Genomic DNA, 25439 nt, shown 5'->3' with positions numbered 1-25439 from the left:
AAGGCACGAAGCCAGTCAGGCGAAGAGTCACGCACGCAGTCCATCGACTTCAGCCCACCACCGGCAGCTGCCGAACGTGCCGGCATTCACGCGGTTGGTGGTGAATCCATCCTCACAGTCAGGCGAGGGATCCGCACGATCCAGGTGACGATAGCGATGCACAACTGCGCGTGGCGCAGCGTTACCGGTCCCGGACGTTGTGCTGCACCAGGGGCGAAAACGCTTTCATCGAGACCTTGCCTCCGGCAACACCGAAACATTCCATCAAACCGACCAGATAGACACGATCGGGGACAGCCGGCCACGCCTGTTATCCAGGTCATCGCCGGGCGACGAGGGTGTACTTGGTCTCGAGGTACTCTTCGATCCCTTCGGCGCCACCCTCTCGACCCATCCCGGATTGCTTGACACCTCCGAACGGCGCCGAGGGGTCCGAGACCAGGCCCGTATTGAGCCCCATCATGCCTGTATCGAGAGCGTCGATCATCCGCATGCCACGGTCGAGGTCGCGAGTGAAGACGTACGAGACCAAGCCGTACTCTGTGTCGTTCGCGAGCTCAACAGCCTCGGCCTCGCTATCGAAAGGGACGATGGCAGCGACGGGACCGAAAATTTCCTCTCGCAGGACACGTGCGCCAGCGGGGACCTCTGTCATAACCGTCGGTTCGAAGAAGTATCCCGGGCCGGGGCGGGACCGGCCACCCACACAGATCTTCGCCCCGCCGGCCACCGCGTCCTCGACCATCTCTGCAGTATTCGCCACCGCGGCGGCGTCGATCAGGGGACCTACGTCCGTCGACTCGTCGCAGCCACGACCAATCTCGAGTTGCGCGGTCCGTGCGCCCAGGCGCTCAGCGAAGGATTCGACGACCGAGCGGTGCACGAAGAATCGGTTGGCCGCGGTGCATGCTTGCCCGGTATTTCGGTACTTGGCAACAATAGCCGCGTCCACAGCACGGTCGAGATCGGCATCCCCAAAGACCACGAACGGCGCGTTGCCCCCCAGTTCCATCGAGACTCGTAAGACGGATTTCGCGCACTTCTCCATCAGAGCAACACCGACCGGAGTGGATCCCGTGAAGCTGACTTTGCGCAACCGAGAGTCGCCGATGATCGCGTCGGAAACGGCACCGGAAGACCGACTCGTGAGGACGTTGAGCACCCCTGCTGGCAGTCCGGCTTCCTCGAAGAGCTTGGCGAGGTAGAGGGTCGTCAGCGGCGTGAGGCTCGCGGGCTTCACGATCGCGGTGCAACCGGCGGCGAGGGCGGGAGCAATCTTGCGGGTCGCCATGGCCAGCGGAAAGTTCCACGGCGTGATCAGGTAACACGGACCGACCGGACGCTTGCTCACCACGATCTGTCCGCTGCCCGAGGGGCTGGGACCGAAACGCCCGGCGATCCGGACGGCTTCCTCCGAGAACCATCGCAGGAACTCGGCACCGTACGCGACCTCGGCGCGGGCCTCCCGGATCGGCTTTCCCATTTCGGCACTCATGAGGAGGCTGACTTCGTCTGTCCGCGCGATGAGCATCTCGAAGACCGATCGAAGGACGTCGGAACGCTCCCGTGGCGAGGATCGCATCCAATCTTCCTGTGCATCTGCCGCAGCGGCAATGGCATGTCCTGCGTCCGAAACACCACCGTCGGCTACCTGCGCGAGCGTGCGGCCGGTAGCCGGATCCTCGACCGAGAAGGTCGCACCGGACGCCGCCGGTGTCCATTCACCGCCGAGAAAGAGCGAACCTGGTACCTGCGCCAAGACTTCGCTCAAGCGCGCCGTGATCGTGTCGTCTGTAGTGAGCACGCTTAATAGCACCTTCCTAGAGAAGAGTTACCTATATGAACATAGGTCATAGGACCTCACCAGTAGAACGGCGAACTCCGGAAACGCCCACTCTGCGTTTTCTGTGTCCACCTGGGTCGCGACCCGCCACTGGTCGGCGACAAAGAGCGAGATCTCGAACCTTTCGCCGCAATGCCGAGCAGGTGGGGCGACCCCCTGAGCGGTCGCCCCACCTACCTCATGCGGATCACTGGATCTCGCCGACCTCGTTTTCGATCTGGATCAGCTCACCCGACTGGACGGTTTCCCCAGCCGAAGCATCCCACACCATCGAGGCGATGCTGTACACAACAGCGCGCCTGTTATCACCGAACAGCAACGGACCCGAGGCTAATCCGTTCTCCACCTCGAACTCTCCGAAACCGTCCAGTATCGCGACGAGATCATCCCCGGAACAATCGCTTCCGCACTCGGTGAGTGCAGTGATGGCAATCTGCGCGACTGTATATCCGGATCCGAAGTAGCCACCGGCAGAGTCGGTGCCGGCGGCCTGGACCTGCTTTGCCACCTCGGATCCCTCGGCCGGCGGCTGGTACGCCCGTGCAGCGTGGAAATTGGGATTGCGGAGAGTGGCGAATACTGCTTCGTCGCTCAAGGAGTCGCCGCCGCCCACAATGGGTCCGTCATAACCGGCTGTCGCAAGTGCCTGACCCATGATGGTCATATTCCCAGCGCTGTCGATGGGAATGAACACGTCGGGATCGGCCGCCACGATCTGAGCTGCCTGGCTGGCAAAGCTGCTCAGCGACCCCTCGACACGGATCGTATCGACGGTGATCGCACCGGCCTCCTCGAACAGTGGTTGCGTGGCCTTGAGCATCGCATCGGCGACCGGCGTCTGGAGCGCCTCCCACACCACTCGCTTGCCTTCCAACCCTCCGAGCAGCCGGGTCGTCTGCTCGACGAGGTACTTGGAAGCCTGGTCCGCCGTGGAGTTGAATCCCCAGAAGAACTTGCGCGGCGGGAGTACCTGGTCGGCCGCGTTCGCAATCGAGAGCACAGGCACCGTGGACTGCTCGAACAGGGGGAACGCCGCATTGGTCGAAATCGTTCCCGACATGTTGAGAATCAGGTCCGGCTCGGAGGCGATTGCCGAGCGGGCAGCCGTCTGAGCAGGTCCGGCCGCCGAGGCAGCGTCATAGATCTGAGTCTCGATCTTCCTGCCGTTGATGCCCCCCGCCTCGTTCGCGGCGTGGATAGCTGTCATCGTTCCGTTCGTGCCCGAGATGCCGAAAATAGACGCCATCGAGCCTGTCTGGTCCGAAACGATGGCGATCGAGATCGCGTCGTCACTGCCACTGTTCCCGGAGCCGCCGCACGCGGCCAGTGCCGGAGCGATGAATCCGGCGGTCAAGATCGCAACCAGACGGCGCGATTTCCTACTGAGTCGGTTCACTGCTGTTTCTCCTAGCTCCGTGCTCGGGGCGGGCACGGGACGGTTGAGCTATGGATGCCCGATACGACCGGGACGGGTGGCAACGCGACCGCGCCACGCCCGCCGATCGGGATCGGCCTGTAATGGGCGGGTAGCACGCGATGGACGAGGTAGCCCGGGTGCGCGAGTCAGTTGCGGCGCAGACGCGGATTCGCGAGCAATTTGGACTTGGTGCTCTCGAGCAGGCCGACGAGACCGCCGCTCGGCGAGATGAGGATCATGACGATCACCAGCACGCCCGAGGCGATCAGTGCGTACTGCGAGGACTGGAGTAGGAGCGTATTGTCCCCACCGGCACTGCGCATAACAGCCTGGGTGACCTGAGGCATCGAGATCACGATCGTGGCGCCGAGCACGGATCCCAGGATCGAGTCGAGACCACCGATGATTACCATCTGGATGTAGATGATCGCGGCGAGCAGTGTGTAGTTCTCGCTCGACACCACGCCCTGCAGGTTCGCTGTCAGTCCGCCTTGCAGACCGATCACCGCCGACGTGAGGGTGAACACGATCAACTTGTAGCGCGTAACTCTGTACCCCAGTGTGGCTGCGGCGATCTCGTGCTCTCGCAATAGGCGCAATGCGCGACCGAACTTACGAGTCGTGGTCGCATGGGCGGCCAAGATCAGAGCGATGACCACACCGAGGAGCAGGAACGCCCAGTAACGCTGACTGTCGACCAGGCCGGCCGACTGGAACCACGGCGTCGTCAGAAACCCGCTGGCGCCTGCTTCCGCGTCCTGGTATTTGCGGACGACGAAGATGACGATGAAGAAGGCAGCGATCGAGGAGAGCACCAGCTGGAAGCCGCGCAGCCGTACCGCCGGTAACCCGACGATCATCCCCACGGCTCCAGACAACAGAGTGGCGGCGACAACCGCCACGAACCCGGGGACGCCGGCATCTTGGAACCACACGGTCGCGAAAGCACCAACTGCCAGGAAGGCCGGATTGCCCATGGAGATCATCCCGGCCGATCCCATGAGCACGTTGAGTGCGATAGCACCCATGACGGCGAGCAGGATTGCATTCAAGATATCCAGATTCGGCATCGAAAGTGTGAAAATGCATGACAGAACGATAGTTACGAGCGTGGCGATACCGATGAAGAGAGGGCGATTTGCGGCGCCGGGTCCTGGAATTTTGCCGCGTGTGCTCGGCGGCTTCTGGATGTAGGTGGCTGTACTTGTCATCAGACCCTCACCGTGTCCTTGGTTCCGAAGATTCCGTTGGGCAGGAAAATCATCACGCCGAGCAGCGCGACCCAGGTGATGATGTTGACTGCATCTGTGCCGACGAAGCTCATGGTGAAGCCTTGGAGGAGTCCGATCGTCACACCGCCTACGAGAGCTCCCCACAGGCTGTCGAGACCGCCGAGGAAGATCGCAGGGAAGGCCGCCAGCATGATTTCGATGACACCGTGGGTGACGAGGTGTGTGCTCCCGAAAGCCAGTCCGGCTGCGACCGCGCAGACACCGGTCATCGCCCACGAGGCCAGGTAGATCCGTCGGACCCTGATTCCGGACTGAGCCGCCAGGACGGTGTCCTGGCCCGCGGCTCGGAGCCGCGTTCCGATACTGGTGGTGTGGACTGCGGTAGCGAATGCTGCGACGACGACGAGCGCTATCACCGCCACGACGATGTGTGCGGTGGAGATGTTCGCTCCGCCGATGGTCACGCTGCCGTCCGGGAGGCCGGGAATGGCCAGTTTGAACTGCGCCGCTCCGAAGTAGATCGACACGAATCCGTCGATGATGCTCGCCAGTCCCAAAGTTGCCACGAAACCGAGAAGATGCGGCAAACCGTCCAGACGGCGGAGTACGAACTGGTAGAAGAGCATGCAGACCGCGCTGACGACGACGAGCACGAATATCAGTTGGAAGCCGAACGAGAGGTCGGTGGAAGCCTGCAATCGTCCGATGATGAAGACTGCCAACATGATGAGCTGGCCGTGGGCAAAGCTCAGCGTGTTGGTGGCTCTGAAGGCCAGCACGAGTCCGAGCCCGACGAGTGCATACGTTCCTCCGAGTGTCAGTCCCTCGAAGAGGGCCACGATGACCTGTTCCATTAGAGCGTCTCCTCTGTGACCTCGTCGCGATGGCTGCCCACGAGCGCGGCGCGGAACTCCTCGGAGTCCAGCACCTCGGCCGGGCTGCCCACGGCGAGTGCCCGCCCCGCCTGTAGTCCGACGACCGTGTCGGAGAGTGCCCGCACGATCTCCATGTGGTGCTCGACCAGGACAATGGTGGTGGTACCAGCGTCCTTGAGACCCGCGATGGCCTCGACCACGGCGGACTGCTCGCTGACACCTAGTCCTGAGGTCGGCTCGTCCAGCAGGAGCAGTGCCGGTTGCATGAGCATTGCGCGCGCGATATCGACCATTTTGGTTGCGGCGTAGGGAAGACTCCCGCAGGTCTGGTCGGCGAGATCTGCGATTTTCATGGATTCGAGGAGCAGCATCGCTTCTTCTTGCATCGGACGTTCTGTCCGCGACACGGAGCGCCAGCGAAACAGCTGGTCGATCAGGCGGTAGCCCATACGCAGATGCGCACCGGCCATGACGTTCTCGAGAACGGTTTCCGACGGTAGTAGCGGCGGATGCTGGAAACTGCGGGCGACTCCTCGTCTCGCGACCTCGGGAGGACGGAGACCCTCGATGGAACTGCCGGAAAGAAGCACTGTGCCTGTCAATCGGGACCCCAAGAGACCGTTGACGGCATTGAGCGTTGTCGACTTCCCGGCTCCGTTCGGGCCGACGAGGGAGACGACGGCGCCGGGCTCGGCGACGAAGGACAGTTCCGACAGGGCCTGGACGCCTCCGAATCGCGCACTGACCTTTTCCAGACGGAGTTCAGCGGCGGCGGTCATGACGCGTCACCTCCGAGATAACCGGCCGCGAGCAGCTCGTTTCCGCGGAAGCGTTCGGCCGGGCCCTCGTCCTTCACGTGACCGCCGTAGAGCAGGTAGCAGTAATCGGCCAACTCGAGGGCGAGTCCGGTACTTTCCTCGACCAGAATGACCGCCGTGCCTTGCTCGGCGATGTGCCGTACCGCATCGAACAGAACCGGCTGCAGGCTATGGTGCAGGCCGAGGGTCATCTCATCGATGATCAGCAGTTCGGGCCGGGCGATCCATGCCCGCCCGAGTGCCAGCATCTGCTGCTGTCCGCCACTGAGCCTGCCTGCAATCGATGTCCGGCGCTCGTAGAGGAGCGGAAACAGTTCGAATACACGGTCGAAGGCCTCGGCCTGGTCGGCCCGCCTCGGCATCGACCCGATTGCTTTCAGGTTCTCCTCGACCGACAGGTTCTTGAACAGCTTGTTGCGCTCGGGGACGTAGAATACGCCGGCGCGGTTGACTCGATCCGGCTCCCAGTTGCTGATGTCGACATCCCGGAATCGGACGGAGCCGTTGACCAACTTCGCACCTTCGGCCCGCATGAAGCCGCTGATGGCACGGACGGTCGTGGTCTTGCCGGCGCCGTTGGGGCCGACCAGGGCGATGATGGCGCCGGCATCGACTCGGAGCGACACGTCCTCGATGCCAAGGGCCCCGTTGCGGAACCGTACGGCCGCGCGGTCGAGTTCAAGTAGCACGGGTCTCCTTACTGGGAATTGCGGCGACGATCGCCCGATCGTTCTTGGATTAGGGCTTTCAGCGCTTTCCGATACCTCTGATTGCCCAATAGTGTGAGCGCAATTACAGGATGGCGCAAGGGGTGAGGTAACAATTTGCTGCCAGCACGCCTTCTGCACGGTCCACGCGGAGTCCGCCGAACCGGGTTCCCCCGAAACCCTCTTCACCACACAGAGTCAGCGGTACGACGAATCACTCTCCACGGATAGGCTCCCACCGTCGGCAAGCCGCTCCCCACCGTTACCAAGCACCAATGCCGAGGCACGGACGGTCGTCCGCGCGGGGTACCTGCGTGCAGCATCGTCACGACATCGACGTCCTGTCGTTCAGCCGCGGAGTACTCCAACGTCATCGCCCGGAGTTCCCCCGGAATCTGGAACGCGTATCCCACGAGCTGTGGCCGACAGCCGGCGCCCTGGTGATTTACGCCCCGACCCGCGCTGCGGTGGCCCACGGTGTCGGGAATTCCTGGGGGCCGCGGAGGTCGCTCTCCTGCAGCCGAAGACGCAGATCGCCAGCGAGGACGCCGTTACCCGGCCTCGGCCTGGATGGCGCGAACCATGGCTGCTCCCCGCACACTCGGCGCTCGCCGCACCCCGGAGATGTATCTCTAGAGTCGAGTCGTCGATACCGGGAAGGCCACCCGCTGCCCCGTGACCCGGGCCGTCACGGTGTCACGGTGGAGGACGAGGCGTTCGAACACGCTCGGTGGCTCGCTGGTCGGCGCATACCCGCGACTCGCGCAATTCACGGACTCTTCCAGCAGTCATTCATCCCGACTTTCAGGAACAATCGGCGTCCGGAACCTCAGCGACGTCCCTGCCGTCCGCGGATCAGCAAACCGCTGACCTGTCCCAACGCAGTGATAAGCCACGCCACGAACCGGGGGCGGACCGTGGGGCGGTCAGTCAGCCGCGTGACCGGAAGCGTGCGGTCCGCTGCAAGAACTCCTCGTGGCCGTCGAGAGCGGAGTTCGCGATCCGGTCTACGTGGCGCTGTCCGGTGCGGTCCAGGTCGACCGCCAGGTCGACGACGAGCTTGGCGAGTCCGAGCGCCTCACGGGGGAGCCCTGCGAGTTCTTCAGCGAACGACTGCACGGTCTCCTGGAAAAGTGCGGGTTCCACGACTTTGTGCACCAACCCCATGGTCAGCGCTTGCTCGGCGTCGACCCGTTGACCTGCCATGGCGATCCACTTCGCCCAGTGCGGACCGACCAGGCGGGTCAATCGGCTCGTGCCGCCACTCCCTGCGAGGACTGCCAGCTTGATCTCCGGAAGCTCGAATGCTGCCTCAGTGGAGGCGAGCCGGAAGTCGCAGGAACACGCCATCTCGAGCCCGGCTCCGAGGCAAATTCCTTGTGCGGCTAGAACGATGGGCTTTTCGATCGTCTCGAACTCGTCGTACAGTAGGTGATGCCTACGGTAAGCACGCCGATAATCCTGGTCCGACGCCAGAGCACCGGAGCTTCGGTCAGCAGGCACCGCACCAAGGTCGATGCCTGCGGTGAAATACGGACCGTCGGCCGCGATCACGAGAACCGCAAGATCGTCACGTTCCGCCAGATCCCGAGCGGCCTGCCACAGCGCGTCAGTGATGTCCGGACTGATGGCATTGCGCTTCTCCGGGCGGTTCAGTCGAACCGTCAGAACCCCATTCCGCTCGGTCCGTGTCGTGTGGGCAGTACTCACCGACGTCCTCCCTCTTCTCAGGTCCGCAGCAGCATGGCGCCGGTCTGAGATCCGAACGCATTCGTGACCACAGAGACGTTGGCGTCCTGCACTTGTCGGACGCCGCATTCACCGCGCAGCTGGAGTACCGCCTCCGTAACGAACTGGATGCCGTGCACGCGCCCCTCCGCCAGGTGGCCACCGCTGGTGTTCATGGGCAACGCTCCTCCGGGCCCGATGGTCTTGCCTCCATCTGCCCAGGAAGCGAACTCACCGATACCGCAGAATCCGAGCGCCTCGATCCAGGACACAGTGATGTGGGTGAATCCGTCATAGATCTGGGCGACGTCGACGTCCTCACGGGTCAGGCTGGTTCGCGACCAGAGCCGATCGGCGCACGCTCGCGTGCTCGTGTACAGAAAGTCCTCACCGAAAGCCCACGGGGCGTCCGGGTTTCGGCCCGAAGCGTAGGTGTAGGAGTCGATGTACACCGGGCGCTGCCGCAGGTCCGCAGCCCGCTCCGCCGTGGTGATGATCGTGACCACCGCACCATTGACCGGATAGTCGCAGTCGAGCACCAGCAACGGATCCGCAACCGGCCGCGCCGACCAGTACTGCTCCGAAGTGATCTCCTCGCGCAGCACCGCGCGCTCGTTCTGGCTCGCCCACTTGCGGGCGTTGAGCGCCACCAGCGCGTATTCCTCACCGCCACCGCCGAATTCGGCCATACGGCGCTGCTTGCGCAGTGCCATCCCTGTGATGACATTGCCCCACCCGAAGGGGGCGAGGTACTGGTAGGTGCCGGGCGCGGGGGCATCGTCGGTACTCAAGGCCCCCACGTGCCCCGTCTTCCGCGTGATGCAACGGATGGCCATGGCGACCTCACAGGCACCGGATTCCACAGCCATCGCCGCCTCCATGACGCTGGCCAGGCCGGAGGGACCGAATACCATCGTGTCCGAGTACACCGCGAGATCAGGGATGCCGAGTTCAGTTTGGATCTGGTGAACCGAGATGTCGCCGTCGAACCGGAAATGAAACATTCCGTCGATGTCGGCCGCTCCCAGCCCCGCGTCGTCGAGTGCGGCCCTGCTGGCCTGGACTGCTAGTCGGCGCGGGTCGGGATCACCGTGACGGAACAGGTCGGAGTACCCGACTCCGACGACGGCGGCCTGACGCCCCTTGGTGGTCATTATGTTCCTCGCTTCGTTCGTAACTTCATGAAAGGACACCTAGAAGATGCACCTGCTCGTGCCCGACCACGGAGCGGCCCCCGTCGACGTCGAGCACTACGCCGGTGACCCATGCAGCCTGGTCGGAGAGTAGGAAGCAGATTGCCGAGGCGATGTCCTCAGCGGTTCCGATCCGCTGAAGCGGATGGATCCGCGCCTCGGCTTCGCCGTGTTCCTGCCAGAAGAGGCGGGACATATCGGTACGGACCATGCCAGGGGCGACGACGTTGACACGGACGCCGCGTGGTCCCAACTCGCGTGCCAGACTTCGGGACAGATACTCGAGCGCACTCTTGGAGGCGCAGTAGACACCGTTCAAGGGCGACACTCGCCGGCTCCCGGTAGTCGAGACATTGACGACGGCCGACCCCGGCGGCATCGAACTGCGCACGGCCGCACGTACCAGCGCCACCGGCGCCCACGAGTTGACCATGAACGTGCGCGCGACCTTGTCCGTCGACTCTGTCTCCGTGAGCGGCTCGTACAACGGCGAAGTGCCGACGTTGTTCACGATCAGGTCGACGCCTCCGAACTCGGCCAGGGCGAGCTCGACCAGTGCATCCGGAACGGCCGGGTCGGCCATGGAGCCTCGGAGTGTCGCCACCGCTCCACCGGAGTGCTCGAGTTCAGCGGCCACGCTGGCCAACGGCTCGTCGTTGCGGCCGTTTATCACCACCCGAGCGCCGCTGGCGATCAGGAGACGGGCAGTCGCCAGCCCGATTCCCCGGGTTGCGCCGGTGATGACGGCGACACGGCCCTCGAGGCCGGGAACGCGCACAACGCTGCGCTGCTCGGTGGCTGTTCCGGTTCGCCGGGTCTCCTGCTCGGTCATGCGTCAGTCGAGACTCTCGACGACCATAGCCATGCCTTGCCCGCCCCCGACGCACATCGACTCGACTCCGTAACGGGCGCCGCGCTCACGCATCGCGTTGATCAGCGTGGTCATGATCCGCGAACCGGTCATCCCGAACGGATGCCCGAGTGCGATCGCACCACCGTTGACGTTGAGCTTCTCCCATGGGATACCCAGACGGCGGGCGCTCGGGATCACTTGGGCAGCGAAGGCCTCGTTGATCTCGACGAGGTCTATGTCACCGATCGACAAATCGGCGCGGTGGAGGGCTCGCTGTACGGCTTCGACCGGGCCTAGGCCCATGATCTCGGGGTTCAGACCGGTGGCCGCGCTCGCCACGATTCTTGCCAACGGCTTCAGGCCAAGGGCCCGGGCTCGGTCTTCGGACATCACGATCGTCGCTGCGGCGCCGTCGTTGAGAGGGCACGAGTTGCCTGCAGTGACCTCGCCGTTCTCGAAGAATACCGGCTTGAGGGAAGACAGCTTCTCCATACTCGTATCCGCGCGTGGCCCGTCATCGGTCGTGACCAGGGTGCCGTCCGGCAACGGCACCGGGGCGATCTCCCAATCGAAGAATCCGCGCTTCTGAGCAGCGACGGCGTTCTCCTGGGAACGGACGGCAAACTCGTCCATCTCCGAACGGCTGACGTTCTCGAGCATGCGAACGTTCTCAGCGGTCTGACCCATGTCGATGAAATAGTCCGGGAGTCCGTCGGCAGGTTCCCACGGCGTGAGCTTGCGAGCGCGTTCCGCGGTGCGCGCCTCAGCCGCCGCGAAGCGGGGGTTGTGCGGACCGTCATCTGCGATGCCGTGCCCGAATTGACTCACAGTCTCGACACCCCCGGCCAGGAAGACCTCACCGTCACCCGCGCGCACGGCGTGCGCGGCCTGAGCGATCGCCTGCAGCGAGGTCGCGCAGAAGCGGTTGACCGTTACGCCCGGGACGTTCGGCATGCCACTGAGGAGCGCTGCGACCCGGGCAATGCCGAATCCGGACACACCCGCCGGCTGGGCGCAGCCGGCTATGACATCGTCGACCACGGTACGGTCGAACTCGGGGATACGCTCCAGCGCCGCATTGAAAGCATGCGCTAGCAGGTCGTCGGGGCGGAGGTCCTTGAGCGAACCCTTGACGGCCCTGCCGATCGGGGTGCGCACGGTCGAGACGATGACTGGCTGAGACACGTTGATCCTTATTCGTCGATCGATCGGGGGGCTGAGTGCCGGGGCCGGAACATCGGCACAGTCACCTCTGCCCGCACGTCGAAGTCGGTACGCACACTCAGGCCGATCGCAATGTCGTCGACGTCGATATCCACCAGGTTCGCCACCAGGAGAACCCCGGGGCAGTCATCGAGCTCGGCCATCGCGACGACGTTCGGGATGTGCGGGAGGAAGCCGGCATGGAAGGCCTGCCTCTGCACGGTGTAGGAGTACAGCGTCCCCATACCCGACACCGTCTCGAAGGCCAGCTCCGGCGATTGACATTCCCCACAGCTCAGCTTGGCTGGGTACGACCAAGCGCAGCACCGGGTGCAGCGCTGGATCGCCAGCTCGCGTCGCGTGCACGCCTCCCAGAACGGCTTACTGACCTCGTCGACCAAGGGCCGAGGGCGCTCCATCACCAGCTCGTCGTCCGACGACATCGAGCCACCTCCCCTTCCGTGTGTTGTTTGCTTTCCGGTCAACTCTATCATTGAGATACCTGAAAGTGCGATATGGTTTTTCGTAGACGCACAAAGGCGTCGCGACGAGAGAGGTGTGCGTGTGGAATTCACCTGGACAACAGAGGACGAGGCGTTCCGCAAGGCGCTCGCCGAGTTCCTCGACGAGGAGATGGCAGGCTTGGACCTCCGACCCGGCGGTGGACCGGGCGCCGACGACCACGTCGAGCTGTCGAAGCGGTTCACCCGGGTCATGGCGGAGCGTCGCTGGCTGACCCCCAACTGGCCTTCCGAGTACGGCGGTGGCGACGCCACAGCGTGGCAGCACATCATCATGAGCGAGGAGCTGTGGAAACGCGGCGAGCCGCGCGGTCCGCAGTACATGAACGTCAACTGGATCGGGCCGGCGATCATGGCGTTCGGCACCGAGGAGCAGAAGGCGTACCACCTGAGCCGGATCTCGGCGGGCGATGTCATCTGGTGCCAGGGCTTCTCGGAGCCGGAGGCAGGCACCGACCTCGCCGGGCTCAAGACGACCGCCGTGCGCGACGGCGACCACTTCGTCATCAACGGCCAGAAGATCTGGACCTCGTACGCGAACAATGCAGAGTTCTCGTTCTTCCTCGCCCGCACCGACCCCACAGCCGAACGCCACGACGGTATTTCGATTTTCCTGATGCCGATGGACCTCCCGGGTATCGAGGTCCGAGACATCCCGGCATTCGTCGGCCAACACATCTTCCACGAGGTGTTCCTGTCCGACGTCCGCATACCAGCGTCCGCGCTTCTGGGCGAGGAGAACCGCGGCTGGCCGATCATCCGCGACGTGCTGGCACACGAACGTGTGGGTGCGCCGAAGTACGCACGCGCCACATATGTCTTGGACAGAGTGGCCGAGACAGCGGAAGCACAGGGCCGCCTGGACGACCCTCAGGTCCTCCAAGCCCTCGGTACCGGCCTCGCCGCCTGCGAGGCCGCCCGACTGCTGGCCTACACCTCGATCGACGAGCGTGCCAAAGGCATGCGCCCGAGTGGCATCGCGTACGCAGCACGGGCCGCGATGGTGCAGGCGGACCGCGCGGTCGCCACAGCCGCCCAGGTCGTCCTCGGTGCGGACGTCCTCGCCCATGACGCTCTCGCAACCGACCAGATGTTCACCGCCTTCACGGCCGGCGTGGCGACAGGCACGTACGAGGTGCAACTGGAACTCATCAGCCGACTGATCCTCAAGCTGCCTAGGACGAAGTAATGGACCTGACCCTCAATGAATCCCAGCAGGAAATCGTCTCCGCGCTCAGAAGCGTCCTGACGAAGTACGCCGGTCCGGAGCGGGCAGGCGAAGTGATGACCGGTGACGGCTATGACCTGGCGCTCGCCCGCGAGCTGGACCAGCTCGGCGTGCTCGATCCGGAATTCCAGTCCGAGTACGGACCACACATGATGTTCGTCCTCGCGGAGGAAGCCGCCCGCGCCGCCGCCATCGTGCCGCTATCGACGGAACTGCTCGTAAGGCCGCACCTAGCCCTCCCCCAGCGCGAGGACGGGCCGATCGCGCTGATCACGAGTCGGGGTACGAACCAGGGCGTCGCGTTCGCAGCCCAGTCGAGCGCGTTCGTCATCGTGGGCGAAGACAGAGTCGAACTGGTGGACGACGCACCGTCGGTGGGGACAGAGAACCGGACATTCGGGATCCCCGTCGCGCCGGTAGAGCTTCCCGAAACAGCGTCGACCCAGGTCCTCGACGCCAGCGCCTCCCAGGCGCGGGCGTGGTGGCGTCTCGCCGTCACCGCCGAGATTGTCGGCGCGGCCGACGCCGGCCTGGCGCTGACGATCGACCACCTCACGGCGCGGCGGCAATTCGGACGTCCGCTGGCGTCCCTCCAAGCCATCCAGCACCGATTGTCCGAGGTCCACGTGAAGATCGAAGGAACCCGCTGGCTCGGTCGTCACGCCGCGTATCACGGAGCGAGGCCGGGCGAGGCCGCTGCGGCCGCCGCGCACGCGGTTACGACCGCAACCACCGCGATCTGGGAGCTCCAGCAACTCCAGGGAGCTATCGGATTCACGTTGGAGTACGCACTCCACCACTACACGCTGCGTCTGCACGTCCTCCGCATGATCCTCGGCGGCATGCAAGGCGCACATGCCGCCGACGCCGCCAAGTCGCGCTGGCTGACTCGCTCGGTACCGAACGGCTCGTGACCAGTATCTTGGCCACGCCTCCCATCAATCACATTGCCTCGAAGGAATCCAATGCCCGACCAGCAGAACATCACTCCTCGTACCGCCATCGTGACCGGAGCCGCGCGCGGCATCGGTGCCGCCATCGCAACACGACTCGCTGCGGACGGCCTCAGGGTCGTCGTCGCTGACCTGGCGGCCGACGCGTGCAGTTCGACGGTGGAGTCGATCCGCAGCACCGGAGGGACAGCCGTGGCGGTCGCCGTCGACGTCACCGACGAGGACTCCGTGAGCCAGGCCGTGGCCGAGGCCACGGCGGCAGTGGGTTCACCGGCGGTTCTGGTCAACAACGCCGGGATCACTCGCGACAACATGCTGTTCAAGATGACGACCGACGACTGGTCCGCAGTGATGGACGTGCACCTCAAGGGCAGCTTCCTCATGACGCGTGCAGTTCAAGCTTCGATGGTCGAGCAGCGCTGGGGTCGAATCGTCAACCTGTCCAGCATGTCGGCGCTCGGCAACCGTGGTCAGGCGAACTACTCGGCCGCCAAGGCAGGTCTCCAAGGCTTCACGAAAACCCTCGCCCTCGAGCTCGGCCAGTTCGGAGTCACCGCGAACGCTATCGCCCCGGGCTTCATCGAGACCGAGATGACGGCACGAACGGCGGAGCGCATGGGTATCTCGTTCGAGGACTTCAAGGCGGGCGCGGCAGCCAACATAGCGGTACGCCGCGTTGGCCATCCGGAGGACGTCGCCCATCTGGCATCGTTCCTGGTGTCCGAGGGAGCATCCTTCGTCAGCGGACAGATCGTGTACCTGAACGGCGGTCCGGCGGCATGAGCGACCCGTCTACGAGCATGCGCGTCTTTGCCGGCTGGGAAGAGTTCGCGGCGGCCGCAGGGACCCAACTGGGTGTCAGCGGATGGCGTGATGTCACCCAGCCGATGGTCGATACCTTCGCTGACGTCACAGGGGACCGCCAGTGGATCCACGTCGACCCGGTCCGCGCCGCGGCGGGGCCGTTCGGCGCGACGATCGCGCACGGCTTCCTGACCCTCTCGCTCCTACCCGTTCTGATGGCAGAGGTCTACCGTGTCGACGGGCTGACGATGGCGCTGAACTACGGGGTCGGGAAGGTACGCTTCCCGGCTCCTGCGACCATCCCGGTACGCGTACGTGCAGTCGTGTCGTTCCCCGAGTACGAGGAGACCTCCCGTGGGTTCCTTGTAACCCTTCGAAGCGTGGTCGAAGCCGAGGGAGTCGACCGCCCGATCTGTGTGGCAGAGACGCTCGCCCTACTCGCGCCCTGACGGCCCATCGACCGACCCGGGCTGCCTGACGCCAACGCTGCGCTACGGCTGACCGCACGTGGGTGCCCTGCGAGTCGTGTGGGGCAGGTGCCCATGCGTCGGCCGGCGTCACGAGCCCGGGGCAGAGCGGCGGTGTGCTCCGCGACAACCGCTCGTTCGGTCGTCCCTCCAGAATCAGCGACGGCCCGAGGGTGACTCCTGCAGCGTTGCCGACACGTTGCCCGAATAGGACGCGACGATATTCTGGCTGGTCCGCTTGAACACCCGCACCGAGTAGGAGGTCACGGACTCGCCACCGGTCTCGAGGATGAGGAGACTTATGGATTCGGTAGTCGAAATATTAGGCGCCAGAATTATTTTGATCTGCGGGGACACAGAGCACACCATGACCTTGCGCTGCTGGCCTATCCCGAGGGCTGCGGTCGCGTCGAACTCGGAGACCAGAAGCGCTGTAGCCCCGTGCTCGAGTGAAGCGAAGTGTGCCACAAACCAAAGTCGCCGGAGGCGGGAACGTGCACCAGGAACACGTCACCGGTTCGAACTGGACGCACTTTCCTACCTGGCATTTCCACCGGTAATGCGGGTGCATCACCAACTCGGCATCCCGGTCGTATCCCGGGTCGGATGGATGAGGAACAACTCGTCAGTTGTCAGCGGCTGCGGTCTCGGGGGTCAATCGGCGGGTTCCGACCTTCCAACTGCAGCACGTAGGGTTCGATGGCCGCGCTCGCCACGTGGCTGCCGTCCCATCCGGATATCCGAAACATGGCGACGGTCTCGGTCGCGCGCTGGACGTCCGCGACCTGGTCACCCAACGAGTCGTACTCGCGACAGGCCGTCGCGTCGAAGGCGTCGCGGGACGGCAGGTCGTCTCCGCGCTCATCGGTCGGCACGCGTACGAGGTCGAATACGGTTTCCTCGTCCCATCAGCCATTCTCGTACTGTTCGGGCGTCATCTCCCTGTTCTCTGTTCCGTACCTTGAGATATCTCCAAGGCAAGTGAGTCTCCTCAGTAACGTATAGATCGCGGCCCTTCCTCGACAGCCAGATCTTCGAGATTCGTCGACCACGAAAGCGACAAGTACCCCATGACCGGGTTGGACCTCTCCATGGAGGACCTCGGCATCGCCGAGCTGGTTCTCAGCAAGTCCGAGCGGTGCAACGCCATCGATGCCGAGTTCGACGCAATCGCCGGCCTGGCGCGGACCGACGTCATCGACGCGACGGGGCGGGCGTTGCTCGCTCCGCCGGCGAACCGATGAGCGGCGCCCCTGACGCCACGGCAGTCCGCGGCGCTCTCGAGCAGTACTACGCGGACGTCGAGGCTGGCTATTACCAGGCGGCCGTCCGCATCTTCACACAGGATGTCCTGTGGACCCACGTCTGGTCATGGACACGGCGCTCGGACAGCAACAGACTCCCGAACGTCGACACATGTGTCGGACGGGACGCGGTCCGAGAATGGCTTGAGCGGGTCGGCCCCAAGGCGAACGCCTCCGGCATCCTGCACACCGTTCGCGATCTCATACTCGACGGCGACCACGGCGTCGTGGTCGTGGACACAGCCAGCACAGCGCACGCGCGGCGCGGCCAGTTTCTCGTCTGGATCCGCCTGACCGAGGACGGCGCGTTGCACCAGTACGACATGCGCCCCGTCTGAGCGAGTGTTGTGGAACCCGCGCTGTCAGTCGGTGAGGTCCTCTGCTAGCCGGCGTGCCGCTTCGGCTTCGATCGGACCGTGCGGCTCGATGTCTTCGCCGGCCAGTCGGGCCGCCATGAGCCTGATCATCGCGACCTGGATCATGGCCTCGGCATGTGCCGTCTTGCGTTCACAAGTCCCGCGCCAACCGTCTACACCTCGTCACCCATCCGAAGGTCCTCTCGACCACCCACCGCCGGGGCAGCACCTGGGATGTCTTTCACGTCGGCGTTGCCGGGCACCACCACGACCTCGAGATTCTCGGTGCGGGCCGCCCAGTCGACCAGGCCCGCATCGACCGAGTTGACGTACCCGCCGTCGACCCACACCAGCCCCGACCCGGGAAACCGGGTCCGGGCCCCGGCCAGCACCAACCGGGCCCCGACCCGGTCCTGCACCGACGCCGAGTGCACCAGCCCGACCAGCATCAGCGGAGAGGGTGTCGACCAGCAGATGCCCTTTGCGGCCCCGGACGCGTGTGCCGGCGTCGTAGCCGATCTGCTCGCCGCCCTCGCTGCTGCGCACCGACTGCGAGTCCAGCACCGCCGCCGACGGCTTCGGGTCACGTCCGTCGTTGGCACGCAACCGATCTCGCAGGGTGTCGTGGATGCGCGCCCAGGTGCCGTCCGCGCTCCAGGCGGCGAAGATCCGGTAGGCGGCGCTCCACGGGGCCAGATCGTGCGGGACCAGCCGCCACGCGCAGCCGGTGACCAGCACGTACAAGATCGTGTCGACGACCAGGCGGCGCGGGTGCACCGGCGGCCGTCCACCGAGCCGCGGGCTCGGTCGCGGCAGCAGCGGTGCGATCACCGCCCCCTGCGCATCGGTCAGCGACGAGTCGTAGGCGGGCTTGCACACACACGGACACACGGACACACGGACACACGTACCGACACGATCATCGACCACGTTCGGATACCACGGTCGACACGCCGCGTCGGCGCCGGGTTCCACAACACTCTCTCAGCTTGACTCTTAATCTCGGCGACTTGCTACGACTGCAGGACCGGTGTTGTTCGGCGTGTCGCGGCGACGCGAGACGGCCACCACCCGATCCTCTTGGGGTTCCTTCCACAGAACATCCGAGACGAAAACAGGCGGTGACCGTGGGCATCAGTGTGCCCGACGTGCGGTCCATCGGCGAGCAGCCGAGCATCGATGCGCGTGTCGACCTGGCGGGATTCCGGGGCCGGTTCTACGACTGCCTGACCACTCGTCGTGACGCGTTGTTCGAGTTGACCGACGCGCTGCTGTGCGCCGGCGGTGCGGTCCGCACCCTCGTCGAGTTGTCCCTGGCGCCCGAACACCGTCGCGGCCACGGCGCCCTGTACGACGGACTGGGCTACGGCGGAATCGATATCGCTCCTCTACGGAATGTCATTGCTGCCGAGTCGATCCCACGCGACCGTGAGGGCGCGATCGTGATGGCTGTCGATGTCAGTGCCTGGCTGCGCCTTCACGCCCCGACGAGTCCGCAGCGGTCGTTCTGCCACGTCTACGGCCGCGGCCAGGGACAGGCGCAACCGATCCCCGGCTGGCAGTACTCGTTCATCGCCGCGCTCGAACCGGGCCGCACCTCGCCGGCGGCGGTGCTCGACGCGGTGCGCCTGCACCCCGACGACGACCCGACCGTGGTGACCGCCACGCAGATCCGGGACGCTGTCGGACGTCTGCGTGAGGCCGGGCAGCACCGCGACGAGGACCCGGACATCCTGCTGGTCTTCGACGGAAGGCTACGACCTGCCCCGGCCGGCGTTCACCCTCGTCGATCTGCCGGTGGTCGTGCTGGGACGGATGCGCGGAGACCGGGTGCTGTGCTTTCCGGTGCCTCCGCCGGGCCGTACCGGACGCCCTCCGCGGCACGGGGCGCAGTTCCGCTTCGCCGACCCGACCACCCGGCCTCCGCCCGCGACCACCACCACCACCGTGACCGACCGCTACGGTACGGCCGTGACCGATGCGTGGAACCGATTGCACCCCAGGCTCACCCACCGCGGCGTGTGGGCCGAGCATCCGGGCCCACCACCGATCATCGAGGGCACGGTGATCCGGCTGACCGTCGAGCATCTGCCCGGGGACCGGCACCCGGCGCCGGTGTGGCTGTGGTACTCGGACCCCACAGTAAGAGGCGACCACGTCGACCGACTCTGGCAGATGTTCCTGCGCCGCTTCGACCTCGAACACACCGTCCGCCTGCTCAAGCACACCCTCGGCTGGTGTGCGCCGAAGATCCGCAATCCCGAGGCGGCCGATCGCTGGACCTGGATCGTCATCGTGGCGCACACCCAGCTGCGGCTCGCCCGGCCCCTGGCCGAGGACCTGCGCCGCCCCTGGGAGCGACCGCGGCCGCCGCAACGGCTGACCCCGGCCCGGGTCCGTCGCGGGTTTCCGCGCATCCACCAGACGATGCCCACTCCGGCCGGTGCACCGAGACCCTCCCGCACCGGCCCCGGACGGCCACCCGGCTCGAAGAACACCCGACCCGCACCCCATCACCACGTGGGCAAACGCGTCAGAACCGACGCGCAGGAACCGACCGGCGTCAGCCAGGCAGGTTAAAAATCAAGCTGAGGCCGCTGACGACCGATCCGCCCATTCCGGGCAGTCTCGCCCCACTCTCGACCCGGAGATCAACCAAGCCGACCCCGAGCGGCCGCCAGCCGACGCGTCACTAGTTGCCCGAAGGTTCGATGATATCGCTCATCAGAGCCGGGAAGCGTTCCGCTGCTTCCTCACCGAACCGCAGATAGTGCTTGGCAGCGGCTTCGCCGTAGCCGTTCGCGATAGCTCGCGCTGTCTTCTCGAGGTAGTCGTAGGTGAAGCGCCGCTGCTCCTCGTCCATGAACCAACGGGTCGCCGAGCTCGTACGCGTCGTCTCCGAGAGCATAGAGATTACTAGCTGCAGGGTTGCTGACGGCACCAGCGCGACGACACCGCGGAGAAAGTCCAGGCGGAGGCGAGTCAGCTTCTTGATATCTCCGTCATTGGCCGGGTCGGCGGGATCGGCCTCGAGCACCATGCGGAGAAGGTCGCGTCGCGCATCGAGGTCGGGACTCGCTGCAGCAAGCCGCGCTGCCTCGGCTCCGACGATTGACAGAGTCCGCCACACGTCACCGAAGGTGGTCTTCTGCGAGCGCAGATACAGACCGGAGATTCGCGCGACCACGCTGGCGTCGGGCCGTCGCGTGTAAAAACCGCCGTTCCAGCCCCGACGTACCGTCAGAAGCTGCTCGGACTCCAGGATACGGGCGGCCTGACGCAACGTCGGGCGACTTACCCCTAGCCGCTCGAGGAGTTCGTCCTCTGAGCCGAGGAACTCCTCCGACATGTTGCGGCTGAATATCTCCTCCCGCAGCACGTCCGCGGTCGCACGTGCTGCGGATTCAACAACGACCTTGTCCATAAACACCCCCGGCGGCATTTTTCGCCCCTGGAGCCTAGCTCCTCCAGGAGACGTTGAGTCCAAGCCGGACTCGACGTATGGATACTACAGGGCTCTGAGTAAACTCTAACACCCGCAAACACCCAGGATTAGGGGACACGATGCCGCGCGTGCGACTCCAAGGCCGTCGAAGACCACGCTCGCCTCGATGAGGTTGTGGAACTCGTCGAGGTTCGCGCACTCGCCACGCAGACTACTGTTGAATGATTCGATGTACTCGTTCTTTCAGGGTTGGCCCCGGGGAACGTACCTGATCCCGGCATGAGTCCTCTCTGAGGGCCTACAAGACCGCCCGAGGAACTCAGGTTCGTTGGCGCACCACAGCCACCTGCGCCGGACCGTTCCACAACGCGAAGTCCTGTACCAGTACTTCGACGAGATCGTCTGCCGTGACCGACCTGTCTACGATATCGAGCACCGACTGTCTGGTGTGTTCGTCGACCACCGACGCGATCTTGAACTTGTGCCCGTCGGTCGTCGAATCGAACTGCAAGCCGATTGCCCACCCACCTTCCGGGCCGGGGAGTGCCCTTATCGGACACACCCAGCCCGGAACGGCATCCCCGACGGGCGGCAGGAACGCATCGACGAATTCCCCAGGTCAAGCTTCACCTCGGACGTTTCTGCGTCAACGGCGAGCAGAAGGGCGTCGACCTGTGCCTCGGCCTCGACCTCGTGGCTCATGCGCGAAATGGACATCCGACGCGTTCTTCCTCCTCTCCGGCGACGACGACCTCACCGAAGCCGCCGAAGAAGCCCAGGTCCAGGGAGTCCAGGTAGTGTTGCTCGCCGTCCCGCCCGCGTCGGTATCGCATGGGGATGAGCCGGCGCTTGATCCGCGCTGCCGACGAACTCAACAGCATCGACGGCGCAACCATCGATGCCGCGGTGATGAAGGTCGATCGCCAGCGGGTACCCCTACCGATCGCCGCCGACACCGACACCGGCGGCGAAGCCGGTCGCCCGGACATCCCTCGATGCGGCAGCGCGGACACACGCTCCGGCGACCCCATACCGGAGCAGCGTGCTCGCCTACAGCAGCACTACCGGATCGTCCGCGCAGGTGCTGCCGGAGCACGGCCACGACGATGAGGACGAACACGTGATCGACGAGGTCGTGATGCAGGTGCTGGCCTCGTTCGGCTTCGCGGGCCTCTCTTCAGCCACTCTGCGCCGACGTGCTGGGAAAGGCTCTCCGAATGAGACATTCTCTGAGCGTCCCCAAGTCGGTCGTGTCCTTGGCTTTAGGAATTATAGTTCTCTCTGATGATAGAGGTTACTCTTTGTCTGCAGGAAAGGCCATTGCGCCACGCATCAGCACCCCCATCACGACGGCAGTGAGGTTCTTCCAGTGACCGACACCATGCTCGCGTTCCGGTTTGTCGAGTGGGGCCACCCCGGCGAGTATCGCGAGGTGCCCGTGCCGCAGCCTGGCCCTGGGCAGGCTCTTGTCCGGGTCGCGGGATCGGGACTCTGCGGCACAGACATAGGGCTCTTACGAAGCGGGCACCGGACCTGGCCGGACCCGCCTTACACGGTCGGGCATGAAACGGCGGGTTGGATCGAGAAGCTCGGCGACGGTGTGTCCGACTGGACAGTCGGGGATGGCGTACTTGTCTCGGCGCTGCCCTGGTGCGGAAGCTGTCGGAAGTGTCAGATCGAACTCGAAAACGAGTGTCGAAGCCGCCCGGCCGCCTATGGGCTGGGCCGCGACGGCGGCCTCGCCGCATACATGGTGGCTGATACCCGCGATCTTGTTTCGCTCGGCTCACTGGATCCGCGCACCGCAGTTCCCCTCGCGGATGCCGGGTCAACCTCTTATCGAGCCGTGAGGCTCGCCCTCGAGCCGATGCGGGGTGGGAATATCGTAGTCATCGGTGTTGGAGGCCTGGGTGAGTTCGCCGTGCAATACCTACGCGCGCTGAGTGATGCGAACGTCGTGGCCTTGGACGTTCGGCAGCGCGCCTTGGAACGCGCTGCCGAACTAGGAGCTGCACACACCTTCCTGGCGGGTGTCGATTCCGCCGTAGCCGTGCACGCAGCCTCGCCAGGGGGCGTTGATGCTGTTATCGACTTCGTCGGTGTAAACAACTCTCTCCGGTTGGCTTCAGAGGTGATCGGCAGCGGAGGACGGATCGTTCAAGTCGGCATCGGCGGCGGGCGCCTGTCTGTGGGTTGGGAGGTCCTGCCCCGGAGTGCGCAGTACGTCACGACCTCTGGATGGCGTCTCAAGGACATGCGTGAAGCCGTTGCGCTGGCGCAATCTGGTCGAATAACGCTGACGAGCGAGCACATTCCATTCCGCGATATCCATGAGGGCATCGATCAGCTTCAGCGGGGTGCGTTCCGAGGCAGGGTAGTGGTCGACTCGCTCGCTCATTGACGGGCAATGCGCCTTGATGCCCGGCCCATCCCGCCATCCGCTCTATAGTCGGAGCCCAACCTGAACGTGCCTAGCACGAATGCACAGCGCCTGCGGGAGGCGCTGGTTGCGGGGGTTGCGTCCATGAAGATGTGTACGAACCGGACTTGAACGAACCGGCCAGCGTGTCGTAGACGAACGAAAGACGTTCACCGCGTGATTTGTGAGTGTGTCGTAGCGATTCCATAGGAATCGTTGTCAGGATCGGTGCCGATGCCTGGAACTGACTCACGCGTGGTTTAGCCGTTTGGTGTGCCGTGCGAAGGACCCGTCGTTCCAGGTGTCGGCACCGGACCGCTCCGCCTACTGGCCCACGGAACAGCGGGCGACCAGATCGGCACGCATACCGAGGCTCACCGCGGCGTCGACGATACGCGGCCACATCCGCGGCTCGGCCAATGCGCAGTCCTGCACGACACCGCCCGAGTCAGTGCGCACCTCCATCCTCGGCGTCCCCTACCTCTCCTTGTCGTCGCCCGGCCGTCGGCTGCTCGCGGGCGCAGTCCGCCGTTATCCACTCCGGTTCCTGCCCTGGGTCGGCACTTACATTGCAAATATATGGTCGTTGATGCGACCATATATTTATGGGTGAGATGTCGGTGGTCGATGCGGCCACTGCGCTGGGCGTGAGCAGGCGGCAGGTCGAGCGGCTCGCACAGGCCGGTGATGTCGCCGTGGTCCGTCGGGTGGGCCGGGCGTTGCTGCTCGACGCGTCTTCGGTGCACCGGTGCGCGCAGATGAGCCGCCGCCGCGGCCGGCCCTGGAGGGAGCAGACCGCGTGGGCGGCGTTGACGATCCTCTCCGGCCTACGAGCGGACTGGATCTCGTCAGCCCACCGGGACCGGCTGCTAGAGCGGTTACGCAGCTCGACTCCCGACGCAGTCGCTTATCTCGCTCGCCGCCGCTCGACCAGCATCCTCCGGATGCGCGGGTGGGGCGTTGAGATGACCGGGCCTGGATCCGTCCTGGTCGCTGGCGGTATTTCCGCACTCGACACGGACCCGCAAATGGCAGCGAGGTTCGGGTTGACGACAGGTCACCACAGTGGTGTCGACGGTTATGTCCTCGACGCGCACGTCGAGGCGCTCGTCGACGCCTACGGCCTGGTCCCCGATCTCGCTGGAGATGTAACGCTCCGGGTGGTTTCCGACTCGCACCTAGCTCTCACCGATGGCGTTGTGCCGGTCGCTGTGGTAGCCGTCGACCTCATGGACTCACTCAACACTCGCGAGCGCGGGGCAGGCACCCGCATATTGCAGGAGCTGCTCGATGCGCTCGGGTGAGCGGCCACGGTGGCGGGTCCCGGCGCCGCCAGGAGACTAGGGACCGCCGTGGCCGCAGGCCGCTGAACTGGCCCAAGCGATTCCGTCGCGGCAGTGGAACCTGGTCGGCGGGTTGATGGTGCAAGTGCATGCGGCCCGAGCTGGGCTGCCGATCGCCCGGGCGACGGTCGATGTCGACATGGTGCTCCACATCGAGACTGGAGCAGCGACCTTCGGCGAGATCCGCGACCGTCTCGAACAGCTCGGCTACCAGCTTCGAATACCTGTGGGACAGGGTCCGGCGCATCGGTTCGTTCGCGGTGGCGAACAGGTCGATGTGATGGTCGCCGACAATCTCGCCCCCGCGCACAGACCGACGGTGGCCGGGCGGCCGGTGTTCGCGCTACCGGCCGGTACCTCGGCGCTGCGGAAGACTGTCGACTGTGAGATCGACCTCGGCGACCAGACGGTGCAGCTCAGTGTTCCCGACGTCCTCGGCGCACTCGTCCTCAAGGGCGCCGCCTTTCGGGAAGACACCCGAGAAAGAGGCCGACACCTCGACGACGCCGCCGTCCTGGCCTGCACACTCGACAACCCCGTCCACGAGCGAGCTCGCATGATCGGCAGTGACCGCAAACGAGTTGGGTACCTGGCCACGGCCCTGGGGGTTCCCCCTCGAGTGTGGACATCCTGAACACTGGGTCGTGAGGATCCAGAGGAAGAGATGTCACTGATGGTGATGAAGGCGTACTCGGCGGAGTTCAAGGCCGATGCCGTCGCGCTGTACCTG

29 protein-coding genes and 1 pseudogene are annotated in these 25439 nt (G+C 64.9%); 12 read left to right on the top strand and 18 right to left on the bottom strand.

Going from position 1 to position 25439, the window contains the following annotated elements:
- Positions 1-319: 319 nt before the first annotated feature.
- The 11 genes from G6038_RS25055 to G6038_RS25005 all read right to left on the bottom strand — a co-directional run bounded on the left by G6038_RS25055 (position 320) and on the right by G6038_RS25005 (position 12312).
- Positions 320-1759, bottom strand: a complete 1440-nt coding sequence (locus tag G6038_RS25055; RefSeq protein ID WP_240918724.1) for an NAD-dependent succinate-semialdehyde dehydrogenase — start codon at positions 1757-1759, stop codon at positions 320-322.
- 271 nt (positions 1760-2030) lie between these two features.
- The gene (locus G6038_RS25050) at positions 2031-3197 is read right to left on the bottom strand and encodes an ABC transporter substrate-binding protein (protein ID WP_165040776.1); all 1167 of its coding nucleotides are present in this window, start codon (positions 3195-3197) and stop codon (positions 2031-2033) included.
- A 209-nt stretch (positions 3198-3406) separates the two neighbouring features.
- Positions 3407-4471 (bottom strand): branched-chain amino acid ABC transporter permease, encoded by a 1065-nt coding sequence (locus G6038_RS25045; RefSeq protein ID WP_165040774.1) that lies wholly within the window; start codon positions 4469-4471, stop codon positions 3407-3409.
- Positions 4471-5346 (bottom strand): branched-chain amino acid ABC transporter permease, encoded by an 876-nt coding sequence (locus tag G6038_RS25040; RefSeq protein WP_165040772.1) that lies wholly within the window; start codon positions 5344-5346, stop codon positions 4471-4473. Before G6038_RS25040 ends, G6038_RS25045 begins: the two co-directional genes overlap by 1 nt.
- Positions 5346-6146 (bottom strand): ATP-binding cassette domain-containing protein, encoded by an 801-nt coding sequence (locus G6038_RS25035; RefSeq protein WP_165040770.1) that lies wholly within the window; start codon positions 6144-6146, stop codon positions 5346-5348. Before G6038_RS25035 ends, G6038_RS25040 begins: the two co-directional genes overlap by 1 nt.
- Positions 6143-6874: an ATP-binding cassette domain-containing protein gene (locus tag G6038_RS25030; RefSeq protein ID WP_165040768.1), complete on the bottom strand. Its 732-nt coding sequence runs from the start codon at positions 6872-6874 to the stop codon at positions 6143-6145. The genes G6038_RS25035 and G6038_RS25030 overlap by 4 nt, the downstream gene beginning before the upstream one ends.
- 948 nt (positions 6875-7822) lie before the next feature.
- A complete protein-coding gene (locus tag G6038_RS25025) occupies positions 7823-8602 on the bottom strand; it encodes an enoyl-CoA hydratase/isomerase family protein (RefSeq protein ID WP_206025587.1) in 780 nt (259 codons plus the stop codon).
- 17 nt (positions 8603-8619) lie between these two features.
- Entirely contained in the window at positions 8620-9774 is a 1155-nt protein-coding gene (locus tag G6038_RS25020; RefSeq protein WP_165040764.1) for a thiolase family protein, read from the bottom strand.
- Positions 9775-9799: 25 nt separating this feature from the next.
- Positions 9800-10645 carry an SDR family oxidoreductase gene (locus G6038_RS25015; RefSeq protein ID WP_165040762.1) on the bottom strand — a complete coding sequence of 282 codons (846 nt, stop codon included), beginning with the start codon at positions 10643-10645 and terminating at the stop codon, positions 9800-9802.
- A 3-nt stretch (positions 10646-10648) separates the two neighbouring features.
- Complete coding sequence (locus tag G6038_RS25010; protein WP_165040760.1) at positions 10649-11851, bottom strand: acetyl-CoA C-acetyltransferase; 1203 nt, start codon at positions 11849-11851, stop codon at positions 10649-10651.
- 8 nt (positions 11852-11859) lie between these two features.
- The gene (locus G6038_RS25005; RefSeq protein WP_165040758.1) at positions 11860-12312 is read right to left on the bottom strand and encodes an OB-fold domain-containing protein; all 453 of its coding nucleotides are present in this window, start codon (positions 12310-12312) and stop codon (positions 11860-11862) included.
- 121 nt (positions 12313-12433) lie between these two features.
- On the opposite strand from G6038_RS25005, the gene G6038_RS25000 reads away from it, so the two are divergent.
- From G6038_RS25000 to G6038_RS24985, 4 genes are read left to right on the top strand one after another with little or no spacing between them, the layout of a single operon-like run.
- Complete coding sequence (locus G6038_RS25000) at positions 12434-13579, top strand: acyl-CoA dehydrogenase family protein (RefSeq protein ID WP_165040756.1); 1146 nt, start codon at positions 12434-12436, stop codon at positions 13577-13579.
- Positions 13579-14532, top strand: a complete 954-nt coding sequence (locus G6038_RS24995) for an acyl-CoA dehydrogenase family protein (RefSeq protein WP_165040754.1) — start codon at positions 13579-13581, stop codon at positions 14530-14532. The genes G6038_RS25000 and G6038_RS24995 overlap by 1 nt, the downstream gene beginning before the upstream one ends.
- Positions 14533-14583: 51 nt before the next feature.
- Complete coding sequence (gene fabG / locus G6038_RS24990) at positions 14584-15354, top strand: 3-oxoacyl-ACP reductase FabG (RefSeq protein ID WP_165040752.1); 771 nt, start codon at positions 14584-14586, stop codon at positions 15352-15354.
- A complete protein-coding gene (locus G6038_RS24985) occupies positions 15351-15824 on the top strand; it encodes a MaoC family dehydratase (RefSeq protein ID WP_276613894.1) in 474 nt (157 codons plus the stop codon). Before fabG ends, G6038_RS24985 begins: the two co-directional genes overlap by 4 nt.
- 174 nt (positions 15825-15998) lie before the next feature.
- On the opposite strand, the gene G6038_RS24980 is transcribed toward G6038_RS24985, so the two are convergent.
- Together G6038_RS24980 and G6038_RS24975 are read right to left on the bottom strand one after the other, a co-directional pair.
- On the bottom strand, positions 15999-16199 hold the full coding sequence (locus tag G6038_RS24980) for a hypothetical protein (RefSeq protein ID WP_165040750.1): 201 nt from the start codon (positions 16197-16199) through the stop codon (positions 15999-16001).
- 275 nt (positions 16200-16474) lie between these two features.
- Entirely contained in the window at positions 16475-16717 is a 243-nt protein-coding gene (locus G6038_RS24975) for a hypothetical protein (RefSeq protein ID WP_165040748.1), read from the bottom strand.
- 195 nt (positions 16718-16912) lie between these two features.
- On the opposite strand from G6038_RS24975, the gene G6038_RS24970 reads away from it, so the two are divergent.
- Together G6038_RS24970 and G6038_RS24965 are read left to right on the top strand one after the other, a co-directional pair.
- Entirely contained in the window at positions 16913-17086 is a 174-nt protein-coding gene (locus G6038_RS24970; protein WP_165040747.1) for a hypothetical protein, read from the top strand.
- Positions 17083-17484 carry a nuclear transport factor 2 family protein gene (locus G6038_RS24965; RefSeq protein ID WP_165040746.1) on the top strand — a complete coding sequence of 134 codons (402 nt, stop codon included), beginning with the start codon at positions 17083-17085 and terminating at the stop codon, positions 17482-17484. The genes G6038_RS24970 and G6038_RS24965 overlap by 4 nt, the downstream gene beginning before the upstream one ends.
- Positions 17485-17675: 191 nt before the next feature.
- Here the strand turns inward: G6038_RS24965 and G6038_RS31610 are convergent, their stop codons facing one another.
- Entirely contained in the window at positions 17676-17951 is a 276-nt protein-coding gene (locus tag G6038_RS31610) for a hypothetical protein (protein ID WP_240918719.1), read from the bottom strand.
- Positions 17952-18323: 372 nt separating this feature from the next.
- Here G6038_RS31610 and G6038_RS32195 point away from each other — a divergent pair.
- Positions 18324-19193 (top strand): annotated as a pseudogene (locus G6038_RS32195) (transposase); the annotation flags it as partial.
- Positions 19194-19197: 4 nt separating this feature from the next.
- Positions 19198-20082, top strand: coding sequence for a hypothetical protein (locus G6038_RS31600; protein ID WP_346772913.1), 885 nt, complete (start codon positions 19198-19200; stop codon positions 20080-20082).
- Between the two features lie 112 nt (positions 20083-20194).
- On the opposite strand, the gene G6038_RS24950 is transcribed toward G6038_RS31600, so the two are convergent.
- The 3 genes from G6038_RS24950 to G6038_RS32190 form a co-directional block, all read right to left on the bottom strand.
- Positions 20195-20926 carry a GntR family transcriptional regulator gene (locus G6038_RS24950; protein WP_165040745.1) on the bottom strand — a complete coding sequence of 244 codons (732 nt, stop codon included), beginning with the start codon at positions 20924-20926 and terminating at the stop codon, positions 20195-20197.
- A 340-nt stretch (positions 20927-21266) separates the two neighbouring features.
- The gene (locus G6038_RS24945; protein WP_165040740.1) at positions 21267-21458 is read right to left on the bottom strand and encodes a hypothetical protein; all 192 of its coding nucleotides are present in this window, start codon (positions 21456-21458) and stop codon (positions 21267-21269) included.
- Positions 21459-21645: 187 nt separating this feature from the next.
- Positions 21646-21960, bottom strand: coding sequence for a hypothetical protein (locus G6038_RS32190; RefSeq protein ID WP_206025584.1), 315 nt, complete (start codon positions 21958-21960; stop codon positions 21646-21648).
- Between the two features lie 29 nt (positions 21961-21989).
- Between G6038_RS32190 and G6038_RS32185 the strand changes: the two genes are divergently transcribed.
- On the top strand, positions 21990-22232 hold the full coding sequence (locus tag G6038_RS32185; RefSeq protein ID WP_206025583.1) for a hypothetical protein: 243 nt from the start codon (positions 21990-21992) through the stop codon (positions 22230-22232).
- Positions 22233-22316: 84 nt separating this feature from the next.
- Entirely contained in the window at positions 22317-23348 is a 1032-nt protein-coding gene (locus G6038_RS24935) for an alcohol dehydrogenase catalytic domain-containing protein (protein ID WP_165040744.1), read from the top strand.
- A gap of 342 nt (positions 23349-23690) precedes the next feature.
- Here the strand turns inward: G6038_RS24935 and G6038_RS31960 are convergent, their stop codons facing one another.
- The gene (locus G6038_RS31960) at positions 23691-23825 is read right to left on the bottom strand and encodes a hypothetical protein (protein ID WP_276613893.1); all 135 of its coding nucleotides are present in this window, start codon (positions 23823-23825) and stop codon (positions 23691-23693) included.
- Positions 23826-23971: 146 nt separating this feature from the next.
- On the opposite strand from G6038_RS31960, the gene G6038_RS24925 reads away from it, so the two are divergent.
- Positions 23972-24670: a hypothetical protein gene (locus G6038_RS24925; protein ID WP_165040742.1), complete on the top strand. Its 699-nt coding sequence runs from the start codon at positions 23972-23974 to the stop codon at positions 24668-24670.
- Positions 24671-24785: 115 nt separating this feature from the next.
- Positions 24786-25343, top strand: a complete 558-nt coding sequence (locus tag G6038_RS31590; RefSeq protein WP_240918718.1) for a hypothetical protein — start codon at positions 24786-24788, stop codon at positions 25341-25343.
- Positions 25344-25439: the final 96 nt, after the last annotated feature.

The organism is Rhodococcus sp. 14C212 (genome assembly GCF_011058195.1).
In the GTDB taxonomy this organism is placed as follows: Bacteria; Actinomycetota; Actinomycetes; order Mycobacteriales; family Mycobacteriaceae; genus Rhodococcus; species Rhodococcus aetherivorans.
Note: the sequence above shows the minus strand (reverse complement) of the source record. Positions and strands in the feature narration are given on the sequence as shown.